The following is a 26,244-nucleotide window of genomic DNA, read 5'->3' as shown; positions in this document are numbered from 1 at the left end:
ACGGCCTCGATCGTCGCGACCGGTGTCGCATGCGGCATCCGGCCGGGCGCCGAGCTCCTGTCGTGCAGCATCCGCTCGCCGCCCGCCCGGAACCGGGCCAGCCACTTGTAGGCCGTGCGCTCGGAAATCCCGGCCGCTCGCGCAGCATCCGCGACGCGCCAGCCCCCTGCCACGATCCGATTCACCAGAAGGACTCGACCGTGAACGGTCATCCGCGCATTCTCATGCATGTTCATCCGGGCGCTCCGGTCAGGGTTGGTTGGCTTCGCAACCCCAACCTCACATCCCGGCCCCGGATGAACAACCTTCATAGCTTCGACATCTAGGGGGGGGTGGCTCAGACGTTTGCAGCCGCCTGATACGAGCCGCGGAGCCACGAGCAGCGTGATGAACCGTCGGACGACAGGGGAGGAACCGATGGACAGTCTGAAATTCTATATCGACGGCAGGTGGGTCGATCCCGCGTCACCGCACGCGATCGCCGTGGTCAATCCGGCGACGGAAGAGCCGTTTGCGCAGATCAGCCTGGGGTCGGCGCAGGACGTGGACAAGGCCGCCCGCGCGGCGTGGCGGGCATTCGCCGGCTATGCGCAGACCAGTGTCGCGGCGCGTCTGTCCTGGCTGGAAAAGATCGTCGCGGGGTTTCGCGCCCGCTTGCCGGAACTGGCGCGCGCGATGACGCTCGAGATGGGGGCACCGATCACCTTCGCCACCGAACGGCAGGCGACGGTTGCGTTGTTCCACTTTGAGGAAGCGGCGCGCGTTCTCGCGGGCTTCGCCTTCGAGGAACGGATGGGCGCGGGCATCGTCCGCCACGAGCCGATCGGTGTTTGCGGCCTTATCACGCCCTGGAACTGGCCGCTCAATCAGGTGGCCTCCAAGGTCGCGCCGGCGCTTGCGACCGGATGCACCGTGGTCCTGAAGCCGAGCGAGATCGCGCCGCTCAGCGTGATGCTGCTCGCCGAGATCATCCACGAGGCCGGATTGCCTGCCGGCGTGTTCAACCTCGTCAACGGCGACGGCCCGACGGTCGGAGAGGCTATTGCAGCTCATCCCGAGATCGACATGGTGTCCTTCACCGGATCGACGGGCGCGGGGATCAGGGTCGCCCAATTGGCGGCGCAAACCGTCAAGCGCGTGGCCCAGGAACTGGGTGGAAAGTCCGCGAATATCATCCTCGACGATGCCGATCTCAGGACGGCGGTGATGACGGGCGTCCATGCCTGCAATACCAATGGGGGGCAGAACTGCCAGTCGCCGACCCGGATGCTCGTCCATCGCTCGCGGAAGGATGAAGCCTTCGATGCAGCCCGCGCCGCCATCGCCAGCATCCGTCTCGGCGACCCGCTCGATCCCGCAACGACGATGGGGCCGCTCGTCAATCAGCGTCAGTTCGACAGGGTGCAGAGCCTGATCCAGTCCGGCCTGGACGAAGGGGCGACCCTGGTCGCCGGCGGGCCCGGCAGGCCGGCGGACCTCAATCGCGGCTATTACGTGCGTCCGACCGTGTTCGGCGACGTGACCCCGGCGATGAGGATCGCGCGCGAGGAGATATTCGGTCCCGTCCTGTCCATCCTGTCCTATGACACCGAGGACGAGGCGATCGCGATCGCCAACGACACCCCGTTCGGGCTCGCAGGTTTCGTGCAATCCTCCGATGCCGCCCGCGCGCGCAAGGTCGCCAACCGGATCCGGGCGGGCCGCGTCTACCTCAACAATGCGGGATTCGACAGGAGCCTCCCCTTCGGAGGTTACAAACAGTCAGGAAACGGGCGCGAATTCGGCATCTTCGGGTTCAGGGAATATCTCGAAGTGAAGGCGCTCGTCGGCTACCTCAGCTAGCGACCGGTGCCCATCAGGCAAGCATCGGGTTGCCGCAACCCGCGTCGCCACCGCATCAGGCTAGTTGCGCAGATGCGCGGCTTTTCCGCATCGGCGTGACGGCTCATTCCGCGTGACGGAATGCTGCAAGCGGGCGGCTGCTTTTGCCGGGCACCGCGACCTAATCTCAGCGTCTCATGACGCGTTGGCCCCCGGGCGCTGCCCGGCCGATCAAAGCGCAGACCAAAAAGACGAGAACTGGGGGACCAAGTGAAGATAAGTCAGGATACCGCACTTGGAACCCTGTTTGTCGCCATCGGCGTCGCCGCTCTTCTGATGGCGCTGCAATATCCGATGGGAACCGCGAACAGGATGGGGCCGGGGTACTTCCCGCTCATCGTCTCGGCGCTGCTCAGCCTGATCGGCGCCGCTATCATTCTCCGCGGCCGCCTTGGCGACGCGAAGTTGATTGAGGCCATCCGCTGGAAGCCTCTAGCGATGGTATCGGCGGCGCTTGTGGCCTTCGGGCTCCTCATCGAGGGGCTGGGCCTGCCCTTGGCAGTCTTCGTCCTGATCCTGGGAGCCGCCCTGGCCAGCGACCGCTTCGGCTGGAGCGGTAAGGCGACGCTTGGGGCGGCCGTGTTCGCCGGCGTTTGCGGCCTGGTGTTCGTCCGGTTCCTTGGCTTGCCTATTCCGATGGCCGGAGCCTGGCTCAAGGCGCTCGGCGGCTTCTAACGGACAGGGAATGAGGTCGCGATGGGTACCTTCGACGGCATTCTGCTCGGCTTGTCGACCGCTACGACTTTCACCAACTTCGCCTATTGCTTCATCGGGGTATTCCTGGGAACGGCCGTGGGCGTGCTGCCGGGCTTGGGGCCGGTTGCCACCATCTCGATGCTGCTGCCGTTCACCTTCGGCCTGCCGGCCGATACGGCGCTGATCATGCTGGCGGGCATCTTCTACGGATCCCAGTACGGCGGATCGACGACGGCGATCCTGATGAACCTGCCGGGCGAGGCGTCGTCGGTCGTGACGACGCTCGACGGACATCAGATGGCCAGGCAGGGCAAGGCGGGGCGGGCGCTGGCGGCGGCTGCCATCGGCAGCTTCTTCGCCGGCACGGTGGGAACCCTGTTCATCGCAGTGTCCGCGCCTATCCTGGCGGGCCTTGCGCTCACCTTTGGCCCGGCAGAGTATTTCTCGCTCATCGTGCTCGGTCTCATCACGTCGATGGTGCTGACCAGCGGTTCGCTGTTGACCGCCTTCGGTATGGCACTGCTCGGCGTGGTGCTCGGCATGGTCGGAACCGACGTCAACTCGGGTGTCGCGCGCTATACGTTCGGCATGCCGCATCTGATGGATGGGCTCGATTTCGTGGTTATCGCCACGGGCATCTTCGGCCTCGGTGATGTTCTCGCCAACCTCGACAACGAGCGCGTGCGGGCCGCGAGCGTCGCGCCGGTCAGCACCCTGTTCCCGACGCGCGAGGACTGGAAGAGGATGATTGGTCCGATCGTCCGTGGCACGGGCGTCGGGGTGGTGCTGGGTGTCCTGCCCGGGGCCGGCGTTCTTCTGTCATCGTTCTCGGCATATGCGCTTGAAAAGAAGCTCTCGCGGCATCCCGAGGCCTTCGGCAAGGGCGCCATCGAAGGGGTGGCCGGTCCCGAGGCCGCGAACAATGCTGCCGCACAGACCTGCTTTATCCCGATGTTGACGCTCGGCCTGCCGGGAACCGCGACGATGGCGCTGATGATCGGCGGGCTGATCGTTCAGGGCGTTCAGCCGGGTCCGGAAATTCTCTCGCAGCAGCCGGCTTTGTTCTGGGGGCTGATCGTGTCGATGTGGATCGGAAACCTGCTGCTTCTGTTCCTTAACCTGCCGCTTGTCGGCTTATGGGCCAAACTGATCTCGGTGCCCTATCACTTTCTCTTCCCGCTGATCTGTGTTTTTACGGCGATCGGCGCCTATAGTATCAACAACAGTGTTTTCGACATCTTTTTGATGACGATGTTCGGCGTGCTTGGATATTTCTTCCGGAAGGTGGGGGCGGAACCCGCACCTCTTATCCTGGCACTGATCCTCGGCCCAATGGCCGAAGAATATTTGCGCCGCACCCTGCTCCTGTCCCATGGCGATGCGAGCGTCTTTCTCACGAGCCCGCTGAGCCTCGGGACGCTGGTGATCGCGGCACTGCTGGTCGTGTCGATCCTGTCGCCGCGCCTGCGCGCGGTGCGGGATGAGGGCTTGCAGGAAGCCGATTGAGGGGGGGCGCACGCGCGCCATCCAGGGCCCAGGGCGCGGAATGTCCCATGCCGGTTGCTGTCGATGCCGCGCGGCGAATGACAGGCGATAAGCCATCAGGAGGAAACGATGTCCCAGGATCAAGCCCAGCGCTTACAAAGCCTTATCGACCGGGAAGAGCTCTTCGATCTGGTGCGCCGCGAGCGCTTTGCGCGTGACCAGCGGCGCTTCGATGTGATGCGCGCATGCTTTCATCGGGATGCCTATATCCGGACGAGCTGGTACGACGGCCGCGGTGGTGACGCCTATGTCGAGGCGACACGCAAATGGATGGCGTCGGCGGGCAACAGCAAGCACTGGGTATTCCCGGCCTTCGCGCAGGTGAACGGCGACAGGGCCACAGTGGAAAGCCCGGCCACCATATTCAACCGTGCGATGCTCGACGGCGTCGAGATCGACTTCCATGTGTTCTGCAGGTTTCATTCGCGGGCCGGACGTGATGGCGGCCAATGGAAGCTTCTGACCTTCGAGGTCTTGTTCGAGCGGGACGAGATGCGGCCGGTCAACCCCTCGCAGACCCTTCCGGTCGACTGGGAGGTGCTCGCGACGATGCGGCCCTCCTACCGGTTCCTCGCCTATATCCAGCATTCGCGGGGCGTCAACGTCAATCCGGACTTGCTGGGCGACGACCGGCCCGAGGCGCTCGAGGCATTCCATCGGGGCGAAGACCGCTGGCTGGCCGGAGACGGCTGAGACCATCGTTCCGTCTGCCGGAATGGGCGCAGTCGCCGCTTCTTGGAGCGCGGCGCAGTGCGCTACTGCTGGGAAACAAGAGATCGGACACACCGCGTCATGATCCGGGGACCAACGGGAGGATTGCGACAATGAACAGACGTGAGCTCATCGCGCTCGGCGGATCGGCTGCCCTGATCACGGTGACAGGGGGGGCGTCGGCCGGCGATTGGCCGTCTAAACCGGTCACCGTCATCTCGGCTTATCCTCCGGGCGGCACCAGTGATATCATCACGCGGATCGTGGCCGATCTCCTGACCGCGCAATTCGGCCAGCAGTTCGTCGTCGAGAATGTCGCCGGCGCGGCCGGCGCGCTGGCTGGGGGCAAGCTCGCGCGCTCTGCGCCGGACGGATACACCATCCTTGTCAGCGGCAGCGCGCCGATCGCTGCAAACAAGGTGGTGCAGAAGAATCTCGCCTACGACCCGCAGACGGATTTCGCGCCGATTACAGTGGTCGCGGAGAGCACCGCGCTTCTCACGGCGAGCACCAAAGCCCCCGCGCAGACGTTTCCGGACTTGATTGCCTATGCCAAGGCCAATCCCGGCAAGGTGAACATCGGAAATCCCGGCGCGGGGACCAAGGGTCACATCTGTGCGGCCATGATCGGCCTGCAGACCGGGATCACGCTCAACCATATCCCTTACAAGGGTTCGCCACCGCTGATGTCCGACATTCTGGGCGGGCACATCGACTTTGCGCTCGACGCGCCGTCAAACTACCTTCCGCATCTGAAGGACGGCAAGATCAAGGCCCTGGCGGTGACGTCCGCAGCCCGGCAGCCGGAACTTCCGACCGTGCCGACGGTGGCCGAACAGGGGCTTCCCGGCTTCGAGGCCACGCTGTGGTTCGGGGCCGTCGGGCCGAAGGGCATGCCGGTGGAGATCGTCAACGCGATCCAGACGAGCATCAAGGCGTGGACCGAGACGCCGGAGGCCCAGAAGAAATTGGCATCGCTCGGGCTTGTACCCGTCGCCAATACGCCCGAGCAGATGCGCGGCTCGATCCAGCGCGAGATCGATTCGGTCAAGGCGCTGGTGGAGGCCGGCCTTGTGCAGCCGACCTGACAACCGCCTCGCCGCCGCGGTGCTGGGCGAGGCATTCGCCCGGCCGTGCGTGGCAGACGATGGCGTTTCCTCCCGCGCCGGGTCAGCCCGCCGCCTATCAATTATACGGGGACCAGCACATTTGCCTGGGTCCATAGTAGGGTTGATAGGTATTGTCATACGCTCGGTATGAGCGATGGTGGGCATAGCACCAACGGACATGGGCCGTGAGCGCGGCAGGAGGCGGCGGCACTGGACGGGCGATCGCGCCGCCGATGGCAGCTCCCGCAGCAAAGGCGGCCGCTGGGAACCAGTAGCCCCGGTAGTACCGGTAACCTGGGCGCGCGACGACGACACCCTGATAGCCGTTGTAGTAATAGACGCCACCGACGACATAAAAGCCGCGCCGATGCGCGATCGTTTCGATGAGGGCCGGATCCGTCGCGGATGCCGGCGCAGGCCTGATGGGCATGGCATCGGCCGACCCCATCATCGATTGAGCCGCGGGCATAAGGGCGCAGATCGCGGTCAGCACTATCCGTCTCATGCTGCAATCCTGTTCCTGTGAGTGTGGCCGTGCCAAGCGCCGGTCGGAGCATTGTCGCGCGGCGTGGACACCGGTTCGCGTGACGACAGCGCTTAGGAGCAACGGCCTGGGGCGTATCCGGTGAAGCGGCGACCACCTGATTTAGTCTAGCTCCCCCGGAGTGCCCTGAGCTCCCAGAGCGAGAGTGAGCGGTCGCCGTTCGTGTCGGCGCGCAGCAAGCGATCGGGGATGAAGCGGGCGAATTCGTCGCGCGAGATCCGGCCGTCACCGTTGCGATCCATGCGCGCTGCCTGCGCGCCGAGGCCTTCCGCGGAGGCAATCTCGACATTCCGCGCCTCGCCGAGACGCCGGGTGGCCTGCGCGATCTCCTTGGTATCGAGGATGCCGTTATGGTTCGCGTCCAGCCTGTCGAAGAGCCGTGCCCGGGCAGCCTGGATCTCCGCGAACTGCAACGAGCGGTCGCCGTTCTGATCCATCTGCCGGAACATCTGCCGGGCATTCTCAGCACCCGCGGCGGAGGCACTGCCCGCGCCGAGCAGCAATAAAGTCAAAGCGACGACGTTCCTCATCATGCGGGTCTCCCTTGATGGGACGCGCGTGCGTCCCGATGCCGTGTTCTACGGAAGGGGGCGCGTGCTCCTACGCGGCCCTGCGCATTTTTGTCCGGCGCGGAAGGCGGCATGCTTCACGGCGTGTTCGCGGCCGAGAATTTTCGCTGGTCGCGCGTAGGAGCCGATCCACGGCCCCGTATGGATCGAAGCAACGCGATCCCGTTGCGCCCCGCACGAAAGGAAGCTCGCCATGCAAGGTCGCTCGGCAGCGCTCGCACTCTTACTTCTCACGACGATATCCGTTTCGGCTGCGCAGGCTCAGTCCAAGCCGGCAGACACGCCGGTCCTGCGGCTCGATACAAACGGCGATGGCGCAGTCTCTCGCGATGAAATCGCGGCGGCGCGGGAGCGTCTCTTCGCCCGGCTCGACCGCGACAGTGACGGCGCGATCTCCGTCGAGGAAGTCGACGTGCTGCGTGACGCGATCATCGATCGCGCGGTCGCCGCGCAGGCGCGGCTGGGAACCGCGGCGCGGCGCATGGATACAAACGGCGACGGCAAGGTCTCGCTCGAGGAGTTCCGATCCCGGTCCATTCTCTTCGATCTCGCCGACCGTGACGGCGACGGCACGATATCCGCGGCGGAATTTGCCTTCATCCGCCGTCTGTTCCTCGGTCTCCGCGGTTGACCGCGGCGATCTTCCCAGACCTCATGGATCAAGGAGTTCAATCATGATTGCGTCAGTCAGGCTTTCATTCATGGCGATCGGGTTCCTCGCGCTTGCCGGGGCGACAGCGGGCCATGCGGCCGAAGGGACGCGCGGAACGGTTCGCGGCGGACAGCTCACGCGCAGCGTCTCCGGCGAGGGGCCGGTCTATTCCGGCCAGACCACGCGCGTCGGTCCGAACGGCGGCACCTATACCTCGAGTTCCAAATGTCTCGACGGTGTCGTCGATCGCTGCCGCCGGAGTTACGCGGCAACCGGACCGAACGGAAGGACCTACACGGGTGAGCGGGCAACGGCGCGGGGCCCCTACGGCGCTCGCTCGATCGGCGCCGTCTCGGGACCGAGAGGCAATGTCGCTATCGGGGCTCATCGCCGCTGGAGATGACGGGACGTGGAAGCAGCGCCGGCGTCCGGCCAAGACCGGGCGCGAGGAAGCGACGAGGACGATCGGCTGCTTGCCCGTATCGCTGCGGGCGAGCAGGCTGCGCTCGTTCGGTTCATGGAGCGGCATGGGCGAGGCCTTCGGCACTTTGCCGCGCGCTATCTCGACAGCCGGGAGGACGCGGAGGATGTGGCCCAGGACGTATTCGTCGCGGTCTGGAAGCACGCCGGGCGGTTCGATCCGAACCGGGCCCGCGCGACGACCTGGCTCTACCGGATTGCCGCGAACCGCTGCAAGGACCTGCGCCGGTGGCGGCGCCTGCGCGCCTTCATCGGGTTGGAGGACCTGCATGAACTCCTGCCAGCGGACGAGATTGATGCGGAGGCGGCCACCGGCGCGCGGCAGGAACTGGCGCGTGTCCGTGCCGGCCTTCGCCAACTCCCCGAACGCCAGCGCATGGCGCTTCTCCTGCGCGCGGTGGCCGATCTCGATGTGCCGACGATTGCCGAGGTCATGGGCGCGACGGTCGGCTCGGTCGAACAACTCCTTGTCCGCGCGAGGCGGGCGCTGAGAGATCGGGCCGCGGATGCTGACGACAATAAAAAAGCGATGGAAAGGACATCGTTATGAACAGGGATGCTTTCGAGAGATTACAACGCCGCTTTGGGAGTAACATCACGGCGTGGCCGGCGCCCTATCGGCAGGAGGCGAACGTCTTTCTGAAAGGAGAACGCGAGACCGGCGATGTGAACGACGACGAGGATCTCGACCGGATTGTCCGGGAAGCTGCAGCGACCCCAGGCGACGAGCGGGCCCTGACGCGCGAGGTTCTGAAGCGTATCAAGCCCAAGCGGAGCCCGATTTTCGCCGTGGGCGGGATCGCCGGCGCCTGGCGCGTGCCGGCGGTTGCTACAAGCTTCTCGGTCGTTCTCGTGGCGGCCGCGGTGCTTGGCTATATGCTGGCGGGTTCTGGAGCGGAGGCACTTGATGACGCGCTTCTGTCCTTTGCGGCAGGGGAGCCGATACCTCAATTTCTCGCGGATATATCCGGGAACATGCGCGGTGCCCTATGAAACAGCGTCCCTGGATGCGCCCGTTATTGGCGGGCGTGCTTCTGGTTTCACTTGTGATGAACTTTTTTCTTCTGGGCTTTGTCCTGAAGGACCGTTGGGGCGCGCGCGGCACGAATATCCTGGTCGAGGGCGTCGCCGCGTCCTATTCCGAGGACATCCGCCGGGAGTTTCGTCGTGTCCTGGGCGAGAACCGGCAGAGGACGGCCGCGGCAATCCAGGACTTGCGCACGGCGCGGCGCGAACTGGCCGCCACGGCCGGCAAATCCCCCTTCGACGAGGCCGAGGTGAAGCGTGCGATGGCGAAAGTCCGGACATCGACGGACGCCTTACAAGCGCTCCTGCAGGATTTTCTTCTGGAGGCGTTGAGGCGGGCCCGCCATTCGGCTTGACGGGCGGCTCGACGCCGCAGGTCGCAGCCGCTTCGGCGTCCTCCGGATGGGACCCATTGGGCCAGCAACTTAGGGTCAGGACCCATTCATATGATGGAAATGGCGCCTGGAACGGCAAGGAGATGCCGAAACGCGCTGAAATCAACGCGACGATCGCGCTCGATCTGGTTTCGCAGGGACTGGGTTTTACTGTCTATTCCTATTGCGGTCTTCACGACCACCTCGTGGCCGGAAAAATCTCCGCTGCGCCGATCACCGGCTTCGACATCGAATGGATGCTGGCATCGTCAAAAGACCGGCCTCTGACGCAGGCGATCAAGATCTTCGAGGGGATGTTGCGCGAACAGGCCGCGCACGCCATCGGCTCCGGCGACTGGCGAACCGCGGTGCTGGCCTGAACGGGCCGGCCAAAGGCTTTCAATCTGCCGCGGGAGGAGGATAGGTCAGCGTGTAGATCCACAACTTCGGCTTGAGTGTCAGAAGATCAGGATCGTCAGAGCTTATTTCGACTTCGCCGACAAAACGCTCGAGGTGTTCGGGCGGCAGTCCCTCTTCGATGTCGAAATGGGCGTTGAAGAAGCAGCCGCCCGGCAGCTTTTCAAGCTTCGTTTCCGAGAAGTGCCCCGCGCCCGCGACGTCAAAGCCGAAACCGTTGATCTTGAACGGCTTGCCCGCGCGTTGCTCGATCTCCTGGATCGTCATGCCGTTCTTGATACCGAGCGGGCCGATCCATTTGTTTGTCTCGCCAAAGACGGTCATCACGCTTGGAAAGCGGCGCTTCTTCTTGTCATACCATTCAATCTCAAGCCGCCGACTTGGGTCTTTCGCAAAAAGCACAGTGGCTTTGACGACCTCGCCTTCTGGGCGGTTCACGCCTTCGAAGGTGACGTTCTTCGCGCCGTAAAGCTTGACGAGACTCGCGTGGCTTGCAGACCGCGCGAACTGCGCTCCGCACGCGACCGCGTATTGCGGCTCCGGCGCACGCGTATCCTGCGCGAGCGCCGGGAAAGCGAGGAGCAGACAGGGAACGATGGCACGAAGGTTTAGCATAGCGGATTGATTCCCCCCTGGCATGACCGAACGGCGAGCGTTGAGCCACTGCGTCCCAAGGGACAGACAGCCCGGCGCGCGAGAAAAACTCGGGATCTCATCGACATCGGAATCCGCCTGTAGACGAAATCCTGACACGAACTTGGCAAAACCGGCTCCAAAGCCCCCTCATATACCAGCCGTCAGGATACCGCCGGAGTGGAATGAGCGAAGATAACCTGTTCTCAGGCCGAGGCGAAATCGCCGACCAGAGCAAAGGCACCCGCAACTTTCAGGGCCGTGCGCCCTCGCTCACATAGTCCGCATTCGTCTGCATGACGACCGCCAGTTGACGCTTGAGCAGCGCAATAAAATCGCGCTCAACCTCACTCAATGCCCGCTGTCCGGAAAAAATGACGTTGAGCGGCTGCCGCACCACGGGATCGACCAGCCTGGACACGGTCAGGTGTTCGCGGAGCGCGCTATCGCGCACGGCTTGCGGTGGAAGTACGGTGCACAGCTCATCCATTTGCACCATGGCGAGGCTTAGGGGAAATGATTCAACTTCTATTGAGGGCCGAAGCCTTATCCCAGCAGCCCTAGCCGCCTGGTCAAGCAGGGAGCGGATCCCGAAGGAAGCTCCTCCGAGCACCAATGGGAGATCCTTCAGGCGCGCGAAAGGAACAATGCCGCCGTCTTCGAGGCCAAGTGCCTTGTTGGCGACCAGCGCAAGAGGCTCATAAAGACCAAGCGATATACGCGTCGCCTGGGCATTTGCGGTCTCCACCACAGCGAATGCGACAGAACCGTTGCTGACGAGGTCATGAAGCGCCTTCGTCCGCGCTTCGACGATCCTGAATGTGTATCCGGGCCATGCGCGGCGCAACTTCATGATTGCCGATGCCATCGCCTGGGCAACCGCGCTGCCGCTGTCCGCGACCGGAATCATGCCGATGCGGACAAGCTGGCTATGACCGGCAACAGCGGCGTCGCGCCCGGTTGCAATCTTCTTCAGTCCAGCCTCGATGGCATTGACCACCGTCCGTAGCCTCTCGCCAGCGGCATTGATGGCCAGACTGCCACCCGCCATGCGATAGAGGGGGGTGTCGAGGGTCTGCTCCAGCTTGCGCAGTTGCGCGGTCACGGCGGGTTGCGTCACATTCGCGGCCCGCGCTGCGGCCGCGATGCCGCCACTGCGATGCAAAAGCTGGAAGTATCGCATCTGGCGAAGCGTCAACTTGGGTTGAAAAACGACGTTCTGCTCCCGACTCTGCAGAATATTTCTGAGCGCATCGACGAAGACGCGGGCGGTAGGATGATCAACGCGAATGCGCGCGCCAATCCATCGCGACGCACCCAGCCGCAGCGGCTCCACATGCACGTCGATGAGCCCCAATCGGTTCGACAGCATGCTGCGCGGCATCACGAAGGTGGACTGGGGCTGCTCGATCATGAGCCGCGGCAACTTGGTCGGATCCTCGTCCACAATCTGCACCCGATGGGCGAAACCGTTTGCCTCGACAGCTTGCATCAAGCTGTTCTGCAGGTCGCGCGACATCCTGAGCATGACAAGCGGTGCGGCCTCGTCCCGACTTACAGGTTTGGCAAGAGATACCGCGACCCAGGGGTCGTCGATCAGCGGGATCATATCGCTGCTCCCGGGATGATTGGGATCGATCATATCGATCTCGATCACCCCGCATGGATCGGCAGCGATCAGAGCTCCGACCCGGCCCGACTCCTCCGCCGAATCCTCAGAGCCAAACAGAAACCGGTAGTCGAAGAATATGTCCGGGTTCAGAGGATGGAGCAGCTCGACACAACGCCCGAGGGCTTTTGAAAGGCGCCCGATGGCGAAGCTGAGATTGAGGTCAATCGCAATACGGCGAATGCCGGTCTCGGCACCCGACTGGATATAGGCCCGCGCGAAGCTCTCCGCATGGAGAAGCTTGACGGCGTTCCGAAACAACCAGAGAGCAGCCGGCTGCGGATAAACCCGCTTGCCCGCGTGCTGAAACAAGGCGACACCGAACTGATCGCCCAACGCCTGCAAGCCAGCGCTCAAAGTCGATTGCGCAATGCCCAATTCCGCCGCAGCCGCCACCAGGTTGGGGTTTTGGCAGGCGACGGCAAAATAGCCGAGCTGTCTCAGCTCCATCCCTGCTGCGTTCATCGCGGCCCCTTCAGCCTGACGGTGTCTTTACCCTGCAGACCATCACAGACCGGCCCGTGATGGAAGCCACAAATCCGCGCATAGGCGTGCACATGATTGGGGCGGATAGAGCCAAGCTTGGGTCGTTCGATTTTCATGATCGTCAGCTTCGGCATTTCTCACGTCCAAAGTGAAGGCAACCTCCCCGACACTCCGTGGGAATTCTTGGTACGCTGAATGAGGGGAATTCCATGTCCATGGCCGGTCGCGCATTCATCCTGGCAGCTTCGCTGGTGGCCGGTATCGGCATGGCCGAAGCCGCGCCCGATTCCCTCACCAAGGCGGGCAAGATTGTCTTCTGCTCGGACCTCAACAGCCCACCCAACCAGTATATGGCCGAGGATGGCTCGACCCCGACCGGTGTCGCGATCGACATGCTGAAGGGCATCGGCGACGAGCTCAAGCTGCCGATCGAGATCATGAACGTGAAGTTCTCCGGCATCTTTCCCGCACTCGATACCGGCCAGTGCGACGCCATCATGGCCAGCACCTCCAAGAGCCCAGAGCGTCTTCAGAAATACAATTTCGTCGATTACTGGGCGGTGGCCTCGGGCCTGCTCGTCAAGAAGGGCAACCCCCAGAATCTGAAGACCTATCTCGACCTGTCCGGCAAGCGCGTCGCGGTGCTCCTTGGCAGCGCCAACCAGCGCCGCCTGGAGGCCGCGAACGAGGAATTGGCCAAGCTCGGCAAGCCGCCCATGGAGATCGCCGCTTTCCCCGGCAATACGATCGCGTTCCAGGAACTTGATCTGGGTCGCGTCGACGCCATGGTCGGCGATACCATGGTGCTGTCCTATTTCCAGACGCGATCGAACGGCAAGTTCGAAATCGGCGGCGCACCAGTGCCGCCGTCGACGCTCGGCATCATCGTGACGAAGCCGCGCGAGGATGTCGCCGCCGCATTCCGCAAGGCGCTCGACGACATGCAAACAAGTGGAAAGCTGCAGGCCATGGCCGACAAATGGGGGGTTGCTGCCGGCATGACCCTGTGCACCAGTGCCAAGCCTTGCCCGTGACGCTCACCATGACGCTCTCCATGACGTTCTCCATGACGCTGCTGGTGACCATTTGGAATAGCCAAGACCTTGAGCCAGGCTGCGTCGCACCATGTTGAATTCAATTCTGGCCTATTTCGATGGCGACGTGAGCTTTGTCTTCGACACGAGCTTTTTTCTTCGCTTCGTGTTCTCGCCAAGCCCTGCGCTGCTGAAAGGGTTAGGGTTGACGGTCGCGGCCGCGATCATTTCTCAGGTGCTCGGCGTCATTCTGGGTTGTCTCTTGGCGCTCGCCGGCCTCAGTCGGTTCGGGTTACTGCGCGGTTGCAATCAAAGTTACCTCTTCTTCTTTCGTGGCACGCCGGTGCTTGTGCAGCTCGTACTGATTTACTATGGCTTGCCCTATCTCCTGGGTGGCGCCGACCTGTTCCCGCCGCGCGTGTTCATCGGCCCGCTGTGGGTGCAGGGCGCGCTGGTCGCGGGCATCGTCACCTTCGGGCTGCATGAAGCAGCCTATATGAGCGAGATCATTCGCGCCGGCATCCAGTCGATCGATGAAGGCCAATCCGAGGCAGCGCAAGCTCTTGGCATGACGCCCGCGCTTGCCATGCGCCGGATCATCCTGCCGCAGGCCGCTCGCGTCATCGTGCCGCCGCTTGGCAACCAGTTCAACCAGATGCTGAAAACGACCTCCCTGCTCAGCGTGATCGCGGTGCCGGAGCTCTTCCGGGTCGCCGAGGAGGTGCAATCGGCGACCTACAAGTCCTTCGAGGTCTATCTCGGTGTCTCCGTCTACTATCTCGCGCTCACCGGTGCCTGGACGATCGTCCAGATGCTGATCGAGCGGAGCCTGTCGGGTTCGCGCCGCGCCGTCACGGCCAAAACGAGGGCAGCGTGATGAAATCGGCTGCGCGTCAACCGGCCTTTGTGGAATGCGACAGCGTGGAAGTGCACTTCGGTGCCCTGCCCGTCATCCAGGGGGTCTCCTTCTCCGTTTCCAGGGGCGAGGTCGTCGCCATCATCGGGCCCTCGGGATCGGGCAAGACCACACTGATCCGCTGCCTCAATCACCTGCTTGCGCCCTCGGCCGGCACAGTGCGCATCGCCGGCGAGACGCTCGGTGTGCGGGTAGGCGCGAACGGCAGGCTGATCAAGCTGCCGGCGCGCAAGGTCGCTGCCCAGCGCCGCTCCATCGGCTTCGTGTTTCAACGCTTCAACCTGTTTCCGCACCTCACCACCCTCCAGAATGTCATGGAGGCGCCGGTGCATGTGCTCGGCAGGCCGAAAACCGACGCGCGCGCCGTAGCCGAGAAACATCTCGCCCGTGTCGGGCTTGCCGACAAGGCCGACGCCTATCCACGCCAGCTCTCGGGAGGCCAGCAGCAGCGGGTGGCCATCGCGCGCGCGCTCGCGATGGATCCCGAGCTGATCCTGTTCGATGAACCGACCAGCGCCCTCGACCCTGAGATGGTGGGCGAAGTCCTCGCCGTCATGCGCGACCTCGCCGCGCAGGGCATGACGATGCTGATCGTCAGCCACGAGATGGGCTTCGTCCGCGAGGTCGCCGATAGGGTGATCATGCTCGATGCCGGGCGGATCGTCGAACAAGGCCCGCCGGCGGAGGTGTTCGACAGGCCGAAGAACCCGCGAACGCAAGCCTTTCTCTCGAAAATTCTCTGATCGCGCCCAGCCGTCCACGACGCGCAGGGTCTCTCGCCTCTGAAACCGGAAGCTGACGATGACCGATGTCAAGACAATCGCCGCCGCGCTGGACGCCGAGAGCGCCGCCATCACCAGTGTCGAGCCGGAGGAGTGGCGCCTTGTGCGAACCGGCCGCCATGGCGACAATGCCGGCTCGTATGGCCAATATTTCGGGACCTACGACATCGCGGCCGGGATGCTACGCGACTACACGGGCTATACGCTGTACCCGCTGGTACGCATGGCGCGGTCCGGCAAGTATACGGCGGCCGAGATGGCGCAGCTGTTCACCGAGTTCGACCCGGCCTATTCGCATTATCTCGGCTACAGCGGCCTCCGGAAGCTCGGCGACTTCGCGGAGCGCCTGCGCGAGGCCTTTCCCGTCGCCAGTATCGAGGACATCGCCACGGGCCTAGCGGCGCTCAACCGCTACGCCAACCGCCTCAACGCCTGGAACCATCATTACTTTCCCTGGGACCTCGGCGAGCAGTTCCGCTACGACAGCGTACCGCCGGAGGATCGCTCCTATTTCGATCTGTCACGCATCCCATCCGAAGCGATCGGCGATGCCTGGATCAGGATGTCCTGGGAACCGCTCGGCATTTCGGTGAAGGTACAGCTCGCGACCTTCCGCAATCCCGAACTTTGCCGCGATGTTCTGGAAGCGGCGCCATTCCGCGTTCCGCAGTCGCATGCCATGGTCACCGGCAAGTCGATCTATGCCTGGACGCCGATCCTCTCGACGGCGCCGGTCGCCTGGCGCGAGGTGATCCGCGAGGCGCCTTTCGGGCGCGTGCGTTTCTCACAGAACACCGGTCAGAAGATCATCGTCCAGTACGGCCCGACCACCGAGGATCTTCTTGCTCCTGTCCTCGGCCAGATCGCCGTGGAAGATCTCGGCCAGATCGAGCGCCTCGGCGCTGCCGTCTGGGAGAGCAACTACACCAGCAAAGACGTCATTTGGCTGACCGTCGAACGGCTGTGAATACTTTGCGGGCGGCCCGATGCGGTCGCCTCTCCTCCGGGCGGTATCATCCGCCTTTCACCTCACCGAGGCGGCGCCATGGCAGCCGCTTCGTCGAACAGGGGCCAGACCACCCCATCAGTTATGGGCTGGCCACGCGTGGCCCGGCACAGGAAGCGTTTATGTCGTCACTCCAATCGCTGCGCGCCTATCTGGCCGAACTCGATGCGAGCGGTGAACTCGCCCATGTTCCCCATGAGGTTTCGCCCCATTTCGAAGTGTCCGCCTGCCTGTCCGTCGCCGACGGCGGCAAGGCGTTGATTTTCGACAAGGTCGCGGGCAGCAGCTTTCGGGCCGTCGGTAATCTGTTGTCGAACCGCGACCGGATCGCCCGTGCGCTGAAGATCGACAGGGGTCAGATCCAACGCCGGCTTATCGAGGCGATCGATGGCGCGGTCCCGCCTGTCGAGATCACCGAGGCGCCGGTTCAGGAGGTCATCACCACCGCCGATCCCCTGGCCGGCCTGCCGGTGCCCACCTTCTTCGCCGCCGAGGCCGGCCCCTATATCACGGCGGGATTGATCGTCGCAAAGGACCCGCTAACCGGCCGCGGCAATGCCTCCTTTGCCCGCATTCTGGTGACGGGGCCTTCGACCGGCATGATCGGGATCGCGCCCAATCATCATCTCGCGCACCTCGCCCGGAAGGCCGCCGGCCTTGGCCAGAAGCTGGAGATTGCGGTCGTGCTCGGCGCGCATCCCGCGATCCAGCTCGCAGGGTGTCTCTATCTCGGGCTGGGCGAGGACGAGATGCATTGCGCCGGCAAGCTCCTCGGCGAAGCGGTGGAGGTCGTGCGCTGCCGGACTGTGGACCTGATGGTGCCGGCGCATGCGGAGATGGTGCTGGAGGGGACCATCGACGTCGGCACCCCCATCGAGGAAGGACTGATTTCCGAATACCATGGCATGTACGAAGACTACGGACCCGGCTTCTTGACGGAGTTCCGCTGCCGTACGCATCGCCGCGACGCCCTGTTCCAGGTCATCGAGCCCGGCTACCACGGCGAGCACATCTATCTGGGGGCGCTGCCGATCGCTGCATCCTTGCGCATTGCTCTGACGCGCGTCTTTCCGAATGTCGGCGAGGTCGCCGTCACGGCTTCGGGCGCCGGGCGCAACGACGCGGTGGTGCAGCTGATCAAGCCGAAACCCGGCCAGGGTAAACGGGCCATTTTCGCGTGCTGGGGCGCTGTCAATATCGTCAAGACGGTGACCGTGGTCGACGAGGATGTCGACCCGTGGGACCTCGCCGCCGTCGACCGCGCGCGCTGCGCGCGGATGAAGGGCGACCGCGATATCGTCATCGTGCCGGCCGTTTCCGCGGATCGATCCGAGCCACTGGAACGCGGTGGGTTGATCACCAAGATCGGCTATGACGCCACCGCCAAGGACGGTGATCGGCCGGAAGGGATCACGCAAGCCCTGCCTCCGGCCGAGTTTCTGGACGCGGCGCGCATGAAGCTCAGGGCCCTCGGCATTCTCTGAGGCGGCAACCCGATGAGATATGCCCCCGCCCGTTACCCCTGGCCCCGCGGGAAGAGGGGAAGGGGGTGGGGAAGCTGTCCACGCAACTCGGGCATCCAGACCCGCAAAAATCCTAGAGCATGCTGACTTTATACGGAACCGTGGTGTCATTCCGGGGCGGGCCGAAAGGCCCGAGCCCGGACCCCATGAACACCACGTTCTACCAGAGAGGCACAGTCCGATGCGTCTTTTCTCGGGCCGCGTGTTCATGGATCCCGGGCTCGTTGCTGCGCAACGCCCCGGGATGACCGTGGGATTCCATCCAAATACAGCATGCTCTAAAACAAAGCCCGCGTGAGTGACCTCACGCGGGCTTCGCCGCTTGGGACGAGCACTGAAGCGGGGGGAGGCGCTATCAGGCGCTCGTCTTGGCCGCGGCTGCGAATGCACTCAGATCCTCGACTGTGCGATGCGGGAACGCGACGCCGAGATTCCAAGGAAAGTGGAAGTGGATCCAGCGATGCAGGCGGATGACGTAAGTCATCATGGAGCCTGTCAACGCCACATAATCATCCTTTGTTTTCAAATCTTCGAGCGCGGCGAGATAATCATTGCCGAGCCGGTGCAGATCATGCAGCGCCATGTCGCCCATGAACTCGAAGACATTGAAGGGCTTGTGCAGAAACGCGCGTGTCATGACCCGGAGCTGATCAAGCGTCAGGTCATCCTGATCCTTGGCCAAGCGCACGAAGCGATAAAACACATTGGCGCCGAAGATCATCAGGAATGCTTCCAGATGAACCATGATCGAGAAAGACTGTCCGCCTGAGCCGGCGCCGGTGTCGATGACACCAAGGCGGATCTTCTGGATCTCAAGGGGCTCATCGAGCCAGATGCGGTCGATCTCTGCCTCGAGTTCGGCCTGCACGGCCTGCCAGGTTTTGGTCGCGGGGAGCGCGTTGCTCATTTGTTTCAGTCCTTCGCTTCACGCAGGATGCCGAGCACGCTACGGCGGACAGGATCGGTGACCGTGCGGCGCCAAACGGCATCGCCGACGCTTTTGAGCGCGGCGAGACTGTCGTCTTCCACATGGGCGAATTCGTTGACCACCGCCGTCTCGGTGATGGCGCCGTAGGTCATGCAGATCGATTGGCCGGGGGCGTTCAGATAGACCGAACCGATCGTGCGGGTCACCATCACGGGCTTGCCGAAGTAGACGAGCCGGCTCGGCAGCCAGATGCCGTCGCCGGAGATGACGACATGGCCGAACAGGCTCTTCAGGGGCAGCATCGCGCGGATGGCTGCGCAGAGTTCGGGATTGCCTTCGACATCGAGCTTCATCCCGATCGTCAGATCAAGATCGGGCACGTTGAGTTCGAGCCGCGGCTGCGGAGTGGGACTGGCTGATACGGCCATGCAGGCAACGTCCTTCTGTTGGGGGGATCAGCGGTTGCTGCCGAGACGTTCAAACCCGATCAACCTGTCGAGCACCAGCATCAGGGCCGTCGTGGCGACGATCATGAGCGTGGCGAAGACCGAGGCGACCGGATCGTAGGTCTCGGCGATGTAGGAAAAGAGCCGCATCGGGAAGGTCACCGTATTGGTGCCGCCGATGAAGGCGATGATCACCGCCTCGTCGAGCACGGCGACAAAGGAGAAGATGGCGCCCGCGAAGATGCCACGTGCCGCAAGCGGCAGAGTGACGGTGAGGAATGCCCGCAGCGGGGTCGCGCCGAAGACCCGGGCAGCTTCCTCCGTCGAACTGTTGAGGCTTTCGATCGTGCCGATCAGCGCGCGCACGATCATGGGAAAAACGATGATCACATAGGCGATCAGCACTGCCCAGATACTGCCGAGCAGCCCGATCGCCGCCATCACCGGCAACGCCGCGAAGCCGATCACCACATTCGGCACAAACAGCGGTGCCAGCGCCGCGACGCTGAGGGCGCCGCGCCCGCGATAGCGGCCGCGCACGATCGTCAGCGCGGTGATGAGCCCGAGGACGAGGCTGATGAATGTGACGACGACAGCGAGGACCAGCGTCAGCCACAACGACGACAGGAAGTCCTGGCGGCCGGCGGCAATGCCGTACCAGCGCGTGCTCCAGCCCTGGGGCGGGAAGCTCACGACGTCGCCGGCGGTGAACGACGATATGACCACGACAACGATCGGCAGAATGAGGAAGATCATGCCGACATAGAACGCACAGCGGGCCAGGATGCGCGCCGCGCGGGCCGCGGGAGAGCGACTGAGAACCATCATGCCGCCAGTCTCCATCGCCGCGACGAGAACACGCGCACCAGCCCCAGGCTGAACAGGGCGCTGATGACAAGCAGCACCACGGACAGCGCAGCCGCCAGCGGCCAGTTGCCGCCGGCCGTGCCCACGCCCACCGACACCCGCTGGATGAGCAGGCCAGCCATGGTGATCGTGCCACCGCCGAGCAATGCCGGCACGATGAAGGCGGCCACATTGAGTGCGAAGGTGAAAAGCGCGCCGGTGACGATACCCGGCATGGTCAGCGGCAGCGTCACGGTGCGGAAGACCGTCAGCGGCGGCGCGCCGGACACGGCGGCCGCATGTTCCACATCCCGTGGTACCTTCTCGACGGCCGTGATGAGCGAGAGAATCATATAGGGCAGGCTGGCATAGACCAGCCCGATGAGAATGCCCGTCTCGGTACCGATGAGACGCGTCGGGCCCTGGGTGAGACCAAGAAGCTGCAGCAGCCGGTCGACGAGGCCTGCGCGTTCGAGCAGGATCTGCCAGGCGTAGATCTTGATGACGAAGGTCACCAGGAACACCGATGCCACGATCGCGATATAGGCGCCTTTCAGGCGGCCGGCCCACCGGCAGATATGGTAGGCGATGGGATAGGCGATCAGCACGGTGAAGACGGTGGAGAGCGCGGACAGCCAGATGGAGCGCAGCAACGCCGTGTAATAAATCCGCGAGGTGAAAACCTTGATGTAGTTTTCCAGCGTGAAGTCAGCCGTGTAGACGGCGAACACCGACGGCTTGAACAGGCTGATGACCGCGAGCCAGCCGATGAAAACCGCGAAGAAAGCCAGCACCGGGAGGCTTGCGAGCGCAAAGGCCGGCGAGGCTGCGAAGGGCAGATCAGGCCGGCGGCTCCCACGGGCGGGGACGGCGCTCATGCGGCCGCTCCCGCGACCTGATGGACCTCGTTGGGATCGATGCGAAAGGCCACCGTCTCGCCCGGCCGGCCGCCGGCTTCGCCCAGGACCAGCGCCTGCACCGGCTGAGGGAAATCCTCGGCTTTGAGCACGATCTGGCTGGTCGCGCCGCGATAGACGCGGCTCTCGACCAGCGCACGAAAATGGTTGGAGGGCAGCGCCCCAGCTGGGTCAAGTCCCACGAAATCAATGGCCTCGGGGCGGATGGCCACGATGATCTCGCCGCTGGCCGCGACCGGGTTCGCCGCCATCGCCAACGCCTTGCCCGAAGGCAGGGTCACGCCGTCTCGGCCGGCCCGCAGGCGAACCAGATTGGTATCGCCGAGAAATGTGGCGGCCGTCAGCGAGCGTGGCCGACGATAGATCTCGGTCGGTGTGCCGATCTCGCGGATCTCGCCATCGCTCATGACGGCGATACGGTCCGAGATGGCGAGCGCCTCGGCCTGGTCGTGGGTCACGTAGAGCACCGTCATGGCCATCCGGCGTTGCAAGGCCGCAATCTCCAGGCACATCTGCTCGCGCAGCTTCGCGTCGAGGTTCGACAGGGGCTCGTCGAGCAACATCACGCGCGGCTTGACGGCGATGGCGCGTGCGAGCCCCACGCGCTGCTGCTGGCCGCCGGAGAGTTCGGTCGGATAACGCTTGTCCATGCCCGGCAAGCCTACGGTGGCGAGCGCTTCCTCGACGGCAGCGGCGATCTCGCGCCGCGGCCTGCCACGGATCTTCAGGCCATAGCCCACATTGTCGGCAACCGTCATATGAGGGAATAGCGCGTAGTTCTGGAAAACCACGCTGATATCGCGCTCGTGGGTCGGAACGGCCGTGATATCGCGCGTGCCGATCAGGATCCGCCCGGCAGTCGGCGACAGCAATCCGGCAACAAGCCTGAGGGTCGTGGTCTTGCCGCAACCGGAGGGTCCAAGCAGCGTGAAGAACTCGCCCGGCTCGATGGTGAAGGAGATGCCCTTCAGCGTGGGAGGCGCCGCCCCATAGGCATGGGCTAGCGACTCCGCAGTCAGGCTCGCGGCGGTCATCGTTTGTTCCAAACTCCTGGCATGGGGATGGCCGCATCATACCCAAATGGCGAATACACGGCTTGGGCTGCAAGACGGGTTGCGCCTCCCGGCTTTGAGGGGCCCGGCCGGGAGGCCTCGAGAGAGGCTTTGCCGCTCAGTTGACGGCTTCGTAAAAGGTTTCCGAGATCTGCTGGTTGATGGGGGTGATTTTGTCCCACGGCATCCGCAGCAGCGTATCGATCTTGGCTTGGCCATAGACCATCTTGGCCGCGACGTCATCGGGAACGACGACGGTCTTGTTCGACGGCGCGTAATAGCCGTTAAGGGCGAAGATCTTCTGCGCTTCCGGCCGGAGCATGTAGCCGATCAGCTTTTCCGCCCAGTATTTGTTCGGCGTGCGGGTCACCATCGCAGTGGTGGCAATCATGACGCCGCCTTCCTTCGGGATGACGAACTCAAGTGGCAGTTTGCTCTCGTTAGCGAAGGCCGCAACCTGGCTGTCTGTCCAAACTGCAAGCCCGGCGCCGGCATTGGTGAAGCCAGCGCGGGTGGTGGCGGTGTTGGTCGTGATGGCAGCGAGACGCGGCTTGAGATTCTTCGTCAGAAGTTCGCCAACCTTCTTGTAGTCTTCCGGCTTCTCCGGCCAGGTGCCATTCATCTCCTTGGCCATGATAGCCATCCAGGCGACGGTGTTCTGGGCGTCCGGCTGGCGCACCACGATCTTGCCCGGCGTCTTGTCCGAGGCGAGATCGAACCAGGAGGTCGGCGGGGTCGGCCACTGCCTCTTGTCATAGGCAAGGCCCAGAGCGGAGAAGTTGACCGCGACACCGTCCGGGGTCTTGGCGATGTCGTAGATGTCCTTGAGCTCCGGGATGTTGTCCGGATCGAGCTTGACGATCAGCCCCTGCTGGCCGGCGATCAAATTCTCAACGATGCCGGCGATGAGGATATCGAGTTCCGGCGAGGCGCCCTGCGCCTGCAGCTTCGCGAGCGGCGGAGCGCTCGGGACGAGTTCCACCTTGATGCCCGTATCGGCTTCGAATGGCGCGATGACCGCCTTGCGCATATTGGCTTCGAAAGGACCAGCGTAGACATTCATCGTCAATTTGGCGGGCTTCGGCGGCTCAGCCGCGCCGGCCGTCGCGGGCACGAGCGCTGCAGCCGCGATTGCGCCTGCGGCAGTCAGCTTCAAGAGGCTCCGACGATCCAACATATTGATGTACCCCTCATTTTTAGAAATTTTGCATTTGGCCGCCCCGACGGGTGAGTCGCCGAAACAGCAATTGTGCTTCCTGAAGGAAACCGGCCCGGATCGCGCTTGCCAATGATAGTGATGTCGAAACTGCCGATAAGTGCGGCCGAACCGTGCCGTCGTGGGTCACGACGCCGTGTCGGCCCCGACCTTATCGAGACGTCGGATAGCCTCATGGATCACGGCCGCGCCCTTGGCGATTGCGTCATTCTCTGTCCATTCCTCGGGCGTGTGGCTGCGGCCCTCCCGGCACGGTATGAACACCATCGCTGCCGGCGCGACGCGCGCGATCCAGGCCGCGTCATGCCCGGCGCCGGATGCGAGCTCCCGGCGCGGCAGGCCAAGCGCGTCGGCAGCCTTTGCCAATGTCTGCTGGAGCGCAATGTCACAGGTCACCGCGTCGTTATCCGAGATGACGCGGGGGCCGGTCACGACGACACCGTGCTGCTGCTTCAGGGTCGCTGCCTCCGCCGTCAGCGCCGCGATGAAGGCCTCCATCGCCGGGCGACATTCGGCGCGTGCGTCAATCAGCAGCTCCACCTTGGAGGGAACGACATTGGCGGCGTTCGGGAGGACGCGGAACTCGCCCACGGTCGCCGTGAAATGTCCCTCGCCTTCAGGGTGCGCCATGGCGAGTGCTCTGACGGCGCGCACGAGATCCGCCGCCGCGACCAATGCGTCGCGGCGGGCCGCCATGGGTGTAGTGCCGGCGTGATCAGGCCGCCCTTCGATGATGAACTCGATCCGTGTGATTCCGACGATGGCCGAGACGACGCCGATATCATCGCCGCTGTCTTCAAGGACCGGCCCCTGTTCGATGTGCAGTTCGATAAAGGCCTTGATGTCGCTGCGAGCCGCGTCCGCCAGACGGTCCGGATCCCCACCCACCTGCCGGATGCCCTCCGCCAACGTGAGATCGCCGCCGACACGCCCCAGCCATGCTGGATCAAGGCGGCCAGCCATGGCCCGGCTGCCGACGCAGGACACGCCGAATATGCTGACTTCCTCGGCGAGGAAATCGATCACCTCGAGGTCATGTTCAAGCACAATGCCCGCATCCGCCAGGGAACGAGCGACTTCGAGGGCCGAGACCACACCCGCCACCCCGTCGAAACGGCCCCCATCGGGCACGGTGTCGGAATGCGAGCCAATCAGGAGAGTGCCAGTGCCGGGCCTGCTGCCGGCGCGGCGGCCGATGAGGTTGCCGGCGGCATCGATCCGCGTTTCGAGGCCCGCAGCGCGCATCCGCGCTTCGATATAGGCCCGCCCCTCCAGGAAACGCGGCGTGAAGGCGCGCCGGGTCCAGGGCCGGTCGGGATCGGTGATCCGCGCCAGCGCCTCGACATCCTCGGCGATCCGGTCCGCCTTGACCGGCCAGTTCTGTCCGCTCATGCCGTGCTCGCGATCGCACGCGTGAGGGGCGGGCGAATGAACCGGCCGTTGCCAGGCTCGGCGAGCACAGCGCGGCCGTCATAAACCTGCTTGCCACGCAGATAGGTGGCGGCAACGCGCCAAGGCATCGTCATCCCGTCATAGGGGCTCCAATCCACCACATTGTGGCCACTGGCAGCCGCCTCATAGACATAAGGCTCAGGCGTCATGACGATGATGTCGGCGTCCAGCCCTGCGGCAAGATTGCCCTTGCGGTCATCGATGCGGAAATGCCGCGCCGGATTGGCGCTCATGAGCCGCGCCGCCGAGGTCAGCGGCACACCGCGCTCCAGCGCGCCCTTGACGAACAGCGGCACCATGGCCTCAAGCCCAGGCACGCCGGATGCGTTGGCCAGCATGTCCGGGTCGGTCTTGCGATCCGCGGTCCATGACACGTGATCCGTCGAGACGAGCCACACATTGCCGGCCGCCACCTGCCGCCACAGCCCTTCGACCTCGGCGCGCGGACGTACCGGCGGATTGATCTTGGCTTTGCCGCCGAGGCGGCGCACGTCGTGCTCCTCGTCGAGCACGAGGTAGTGGATGCAGCATTCCACTGTGGCGGTGAAACCCTGCGCGCGGTACGCGGCGGCGATGTCATAGCCGCGCGACAGCGAGCAGTGGACGACATGGGCGTCGCAGCCGGCCATCGCCCCGATCTCATAGATCTCGTGCATGGCAAGCAGCTCGGTGATCGGCGGTCGGGAAAGGCCATGGGCGCGCCAATCGGTGATGCCGGCGGCCTTGACCTTCGCCATGTAGGTCTCGACGGCCTCATGGTTCTCATTGTGGACACCGGCCGCCAGTCCCTCGCGGGCTATTGCCGTGAAACATTCAAGGAGGAGTTGGGGCGGGATGCGCGGGAAACGCACGGGATGAGTGCCGAAGGTGGAGAACTTGAAGGCGCAGGCCCCCGCCGCGACCATCTCGGGTATGCGCGCTGCGCCTTCCTCGGGATTGACCGTGCCATGCAGCGCGAAGTCCACCCGCGCCTGGGTGCCGGCGTGTGCGACCTTGCTCTGCAAAGCCTCGGCGGAGCAGATGAGATTGCCGTCGTCATAGGGCATGTCGACGATCGTGGTCACACCACCGGCCGCCGCCGAGCGCGTCGACCAGATGAAATCCTCCGCGCCCTTCTGCGAAAGCGAATGCACCTGTGCGTCGATCGCGCCGGGTAGTATCAGCGCCTGTCCGAGATCATGCCGCTCGCGCGCTGCCGGTGGCACGCCCTGGCCTACCATGGCGATGCGGCCGTCACGCACGGCGACGAAGCCACCGGGAACCAGACGATCGGGCAGGACAAGCGTTCCAGCCAACACGAGATCGAAATCGGACATCGTGATTTCCCCGAAGAG

Annotated in this window: 30 protein-coding genes; 16 read left to right on the top strand and 14 right to left on the bottom strand. The window is 64.0% G+C overall.

Annotated elements, in window-relative coordinates:
* Nucleotides 1–236, bottom strand: a 236-nt coding sequence (locus C7450_RS30375; RefSeq protein WP_170147493.1) for a leucine zipper domain-containing protein, incomplete at its 3' end; no start/stop codon positions are given.
* A 181-nt stretch (nucleotides 237–417) separates the two neighbouring features.
* Between C7450_RS30375 and C7450_RS30370 the strand changes: the two genes are divergently transcribed.
* The 5 genes from C7450_RS30370 to C7450_RS30350 all read left to right on the top strand — a co-directional run bounded on the left by C7450_RS30370 (nucleotide 418) and on the right by C7450_RS30350 (nucleotide 5,921).
* Nucleotides 418–1,842: an aldehyde dehydrogenase family protein gene (locus C7450_RS30370; protein WP_110378244.1), complete on the top strand. Its 1,425-nt coding sequence runs from the start codon at nucleotides 418–420 to the stop codon at nucleotides 1,840–1,842.
* Between the two features lie 249 nt (nucleotides 1,843–2,091).
* Nucleotides 2,092–2,556: a tripartite tricarboxylate transporter TctB family protein gene (locus tag C7450_RS30365; protein WP_110378243.1), complete on the top strand. Its 465-nt coding sequence runs from the start codon at nucleotides 2,092–2,094 to the stop codon at nucleotides 2,554–2,556.
* Nucleotides 2,557–2,577: 21 nt separating this feature from the next.
* A complete protein-coding gene (locus tag C7450_RS30360) occupies nucleotides 2,578–4,083 on the top strand; it encodes a tripartite tricarboxylate transporter permease (protein WP_110378242.1) in 1,506 nt (501 codons plus the stop codon).
* A gap of 108 nt (nucleotides 4,084–4,191) precedes the next feature.
* The gene (locus C7450_RS30355) at nucleotides 4,192–4,815 is read left to right on the top strand and encodes a nuclear transport factor 2 family protein (protein ID WP_110378241.1); all 624 of its coding nucleotides are present in this window, start codon (nucleotides 4,192–4,194) and stop codon (nucleotides 4,813–4,815) included.
* A gap of 131 nt (nucleotides 4,816–4,946) precedes the next feature.
* Nucleotides 4,947–5,921, top strand: coding sequence for a Bug family tripartite tricarboxylate transporter substrate binding protein (locus C7450_RS30350; RefSeq protein WP_110378240.1), 975 nt, complete (start codon nucleotides 4,947–4,949; stop codon nucleotides 5,919–5,921).
* 97 nt (nucleotides 5,922–6,018) lie between these two features.
* Here C7450_RS30350 and C7450_RS30345 read toward each other — a convergent pair whose 3' ends face one another.
* Both C7450_RS30345 and C7450_RS30340 read right to left on the bottom strand, forming a co-directional pair.
* Nucleotides 6,019–6,447, bottom strand: a complete 429-nt coding sequence (locus C7450_RS30345; RefSeq protein ID WP_110378239.1) for a BA14K family protein — start codon at nucleotides 6,445–6,447, stop codon at nucleotides 6,019–6,021.
* 146 nt (nucleotides 6,448–6,593) lie between these two features.
* Entirely contained in the window at nucleotides 6,594–7,019 is a 426-nt protein-coding gene (locus C7450_RS30340; RefSeq protein WP_110378238.1) for an EF-hand domain-containing protein, read from the bottom strand.
* Between the two features lie 229 nt (nucleotides 7,020–7,248).
* Here C7450_RS30340 and C7450_RS30335 point away from each other — a divergent pair, with 229 nt between their 5' ends.
* Genes C7450_RS30335 through C7450_RS30310 form a run of 6 tightly spaced genes read left to right on the top strand, consistent with a single transcriptional unit; the run spans nucleotide 7,249 to nucleotide 9,967 of the window.
* The gene (locus C7450_RS30335; RefSeq protein WP_110378237.1) at nucleotides 7,249–7,686 is read left to right on the top strand and encodes an EF-hand domain-containing protein; all 438 of its coding nucleotides are present in this window, start codon (nucleotides 7,249–7,251) and stop codon (nucleotides 7,684–7,686) included.
* 43 nt (nucleotides 7,687–7,729) lie between these two features.
* The gene (locus tag C7450_RS30330) at nucleotides 7,730–8,110 is read left to right on the top strand and encodes a hypothetical protein (RefSeq protein WP_110378236.1); all 381 of its coding nucleotides are present in this window, start codon (nucleotides 7,730–7,732) and stop codon (nucleotides 8,108–8,110) included.
* A 6-nt stretch (nucleotides 8,111–8,116) separates the two neighbouring features.
* Nucleotides 8,117–8,737, top strand: coding sequence for an RNA polymerase sigma factor (locus tag C7450_RS30325; RefSeq protein WP_245450237.1), 621 nt, complete (start codon nucleotides 8,117–8,119; stop codon nucleotides 8,735–8,737).
* On the top strand, nucleotides 8,734–9,180 hold the full coding sequence (locus tag C7450_RS30320) for a hypothetical protein (protein WP_110378235.1): 447 nt from the start codon (nucleotides 8,734–8,736) through the stop codon (nucleotides 9,178–9,180). The genes C7450_RS30325 and C7450_RS30320 overlap by 4 nt, the downstream gene beginning before the upstream one ends.
* A gap of 56 nt (nucleotides 9,181–9,236) precedes the next feature.
* Nucleotides 9,237–9,569, top strand: a complete 333-nt coding sequence (locus C7450_RS30315) for a periplasmic heavy metal sensor (protein ID WP_245450235.1) — start codon at nucleotides 9,237–9,239, stop codon at nucleotides 9,567–9,569.
* Complete coding sequence (locus C7450_RS30310; protein ID WP_146227594.1) at nucleotides 9,566–9,967, top strand: type 2 periplasmic-binding domain-containing protein; 402 nt, start codon at nucleotides 9,566–9,568, stop codon at nucleotides 9,965–9,967. The genes C7450_RS30315 and C7450_RS30310 overlap by 4 nt, the downstream gene beginning before the upstream one ends.
* Before the next feature lie 19 nt (nucleotides 9,968–9,986).
* On the opposite strand, the gene C7450_RS30305 is transcribed toward C7450_RS30310, so the two are convergent.
* The 3 genes from C7450_RS30305 to C7450_RS34190 all read right to left on the bottom strand — a co-directional run bounded on the left by C7450_RS30305 (nucleotide 9,987) and on the right by C7450_RS34190 (nucleotide 12,926).
* Nucleotides 9,987–10,757: a hypothetical protein gene (locus C7450_RS30305; protein ID WP_146227593.1), complete on the bottom strand. Its 771-nt coding sequence runs from the start codon at nucleotides 10,755–10,757 to the stop codon at nucleotides 9,987–9,989.
* 133 nt (nucleotides 10,758–10,890) lie between these two features.
* Complete coding sequence (locus C7450_RS30300) at nucleotides 10,891–12,756, bottom strand: LysR family transcriptional regulator (protein ID WP_246573963.1); 1,866 nt, start codon at nucleotides 12,754–12,756, stop codon at nucleotides 10,891–10,893.
* 11 nt (nucleotides 12,757–12,767) lie between these two features.
* Nucleotides 12,768–12,926 (bottom strand): hypothetical protein, encoded by a 159-nt coding sequence (locus C7450_RS34190; RefSeq protein WP_170147527.1) that lies wholly within the window; start codon nucleotides 12,924–12,926, stop codon nucleotides 12,768–12,770.
* A 75-nt stretch (nucleotides 12,927–13,001) separates the two neighbouring features.
* Here C7450_RS34190 and C7450_RS30295 point away from each other — a divergent pair, with 75 nt between their 5' ends.
* The 5 genes from C7450_RS30295 (at nucleotide 13,002) to C7450_RS30275 (ending at nucleotide 18,014) form a co-directional block, all read left to right on the top strand.
* Entirely contained in the window at nucleotides 13,002–13,826 is an 825-nt protein-coding gene (locus C7450_RS30295; RefSeq protein WP_110378230.1) for an ABC transporter substrate-binding protein, read from the top strand.
* 91 nt (nucleotides 13,827–13,917) lie between these two features.
* Nucleotides 13,918–14,703, top strand: a complete 786-nt coding sequence (locus C7450_RS30290) for an amino acid ABC transporter permease (RefSeq protein WP_110378229.1) — start codon at nucleotides 13,918–13,920, stop codon at nucleotides 14,701–14,703.
* Nucleotides 14,703–15,485 carry an amino acid ABC transporter ATP-binding protein gene (locus C7450_RS30285; protein ID WP_110378228.1) on the top strand — a complete coding sequence of 261 codons (783 nt, stop codon included), beginning with the start codon at nucleotides 14,703–14,705 and terminating at the stop codon, nucleotides 15,483–15,485. Before C7450_RS30290 ends, C7450_RS30285 begins: the two co-directional genes overlap by 1 nt.
* A gap of 58 nt (nucleotides 15,486–15,543) precedes the next feature.
* Nucleotides 15,544–16,491, top strand: coding sequence for a cucumopine synthase-related protein (locus C7450_RS30280; protein ID WP_110378227.1), 948 nt, complete (start codon nucleotides 15,544–15,546; stop codon nucleotides 16,489–16,491).
* A gap of 161 nt (nucleotides 16,492–16,652) precedes the next feature.
* Entirely contained in the window at nucleotides 16,653–18,014 is a 1,362-nt protein-coding gene (locus C7450_RS30275; protein ID WP_110378226.1) for a UbiD family decarboxylase, read from the top strand.
* Nucleotides 18,015–18,408: 394 nt separating this feature from the next.
* Here the strand turns inward: C7450_RS30275 and C7450_RS30270 are convergent, their stop codons facing one another.
* The 8 genes from C7450_RS30270 to C7450_RS30235 form a co-directional block, all read right to left on the bottom strand.
* Nucleotides 18,409–18,960 carry a cucumopine synthase-related protein gene (locus C7450_RS30270; RefSeq protein WP_110378225.1) on the bottom strand — a complete coding sequence of 184 codons (552 nt, stop codon included), beginning with the start codon at nucleotides 18,958–18,960 and terminating at the stop codon, nucleotides 18,409–18,411.
* 5 nt (nucleotides 18,961–18,965) lie between these two features.
* Nucleotides 18,966–19,409 (bottom strand): hypothetical protein, encoded by a 444-nt coding sequence (locus C7450_RS30265; protein ID WP_210206582.1) that lies wholly within the window; start codon nucleotides 19,407–19,409, stop codon nucleotides 18,966–18,968.
* Nucleotides 19,410–19,436: 27 nt separating this feature from the next.
* On the bottom strand, nucleotides 19,437–20,255 hold the full coding sequence (locus C7450_RS30260; RefSeq protein WP_170147526.1) for an ABC transporter permease: 819 nt from the start codon (nucleotides 20,253–20,255) through the stop codon (nucleotides 19,437–19,439).
* Nucleotides 20,252–21,151 carry an ABC transporter permease gene (locus C7450_RS30255; protein ID WP_110378223.1) on the bottom strand — a complete coding sequence of 300 codons (900 nt, stop codon included), beginning with the start codon at nucleotides 21,149–21,151 and terminating at the stop codon, nucleotides 20,252–20,254. The genes C7450_RS30260 and C7450_RS30255 overlap by 4 nt, the downstream gene beginning before the upstream one ends.
* A complete protein-coding gene (locus C7450_RS30250; RefSeq protein WP_170147525.1) occupies nucleotides 21,148–22,224 on the bottom strand; it encodes an ABC transporter ATP-binding protein in 1,077 nt (358 codons plus the stop codon). The genes C7450_RS30255 and C7450_RS30250 overlap by 4 nt, the downstream gene beginning before the upstream one ends.
* Before the next feature lie 136 nt (nucleotides 22,225–22,360).
* A complete protein-coding gene (locus C7450_RS30245) occupies nucleotides 22,361–23,419 on the bottom strand; it encodes an extracellular solute-binding protein (RefSeq protein ID WP_110378222.1) in 1,059 nt (352 codons plus the stop codon).
* Between the two features lie 165 nt (nucleotides 23,420–23,584).
* Nucleotides 23,585–24,850 carry a Zn-dependent hydrolase gene (locus tag C7450_RS30240; protein WP_110378221.1) on the bottom strand — a complete coding sequence of 422 codons (1,266 nt, stop codon included), beginning with the start codon at nucleotides 24,848–24,850 and terminating at the stop codon, nucleotides 23,585–23,587.
* Nucleotides 24,847–26,226 (bottom strand): dihydroorotase, encoded by a 1,380-nt coding sequence (locus C7450_RS30235; RefSeq protein WP_110378220.1) that lies wholly within the window; start codon nucleotides 26,224–26,226, stop codon nucleotides 24,847–24,849. The genes C7450_RS30240 and C7450_RS30235 overlap by 4 nt, the downstream gene beginning before the upstream one ends.
* Nucleotides 26,227–26,244 lie beyond the last annotated feature (18 nt).

It is taken from the genome of Chelatococcus asaccharovorans (assembly GCF_003201475.1).
Lineage (GTDB): Bacteria > Pseudomonadota > Alphaproteobacteria > Rhizobiales > Beijerinckiaceae > Chelatococcus > Chelatococcus asaccharovorans.
Note: the sequence above shows the minus strand (reverse complement) of the source record. Positions and strands in the feature narration are given on the sequence as shown.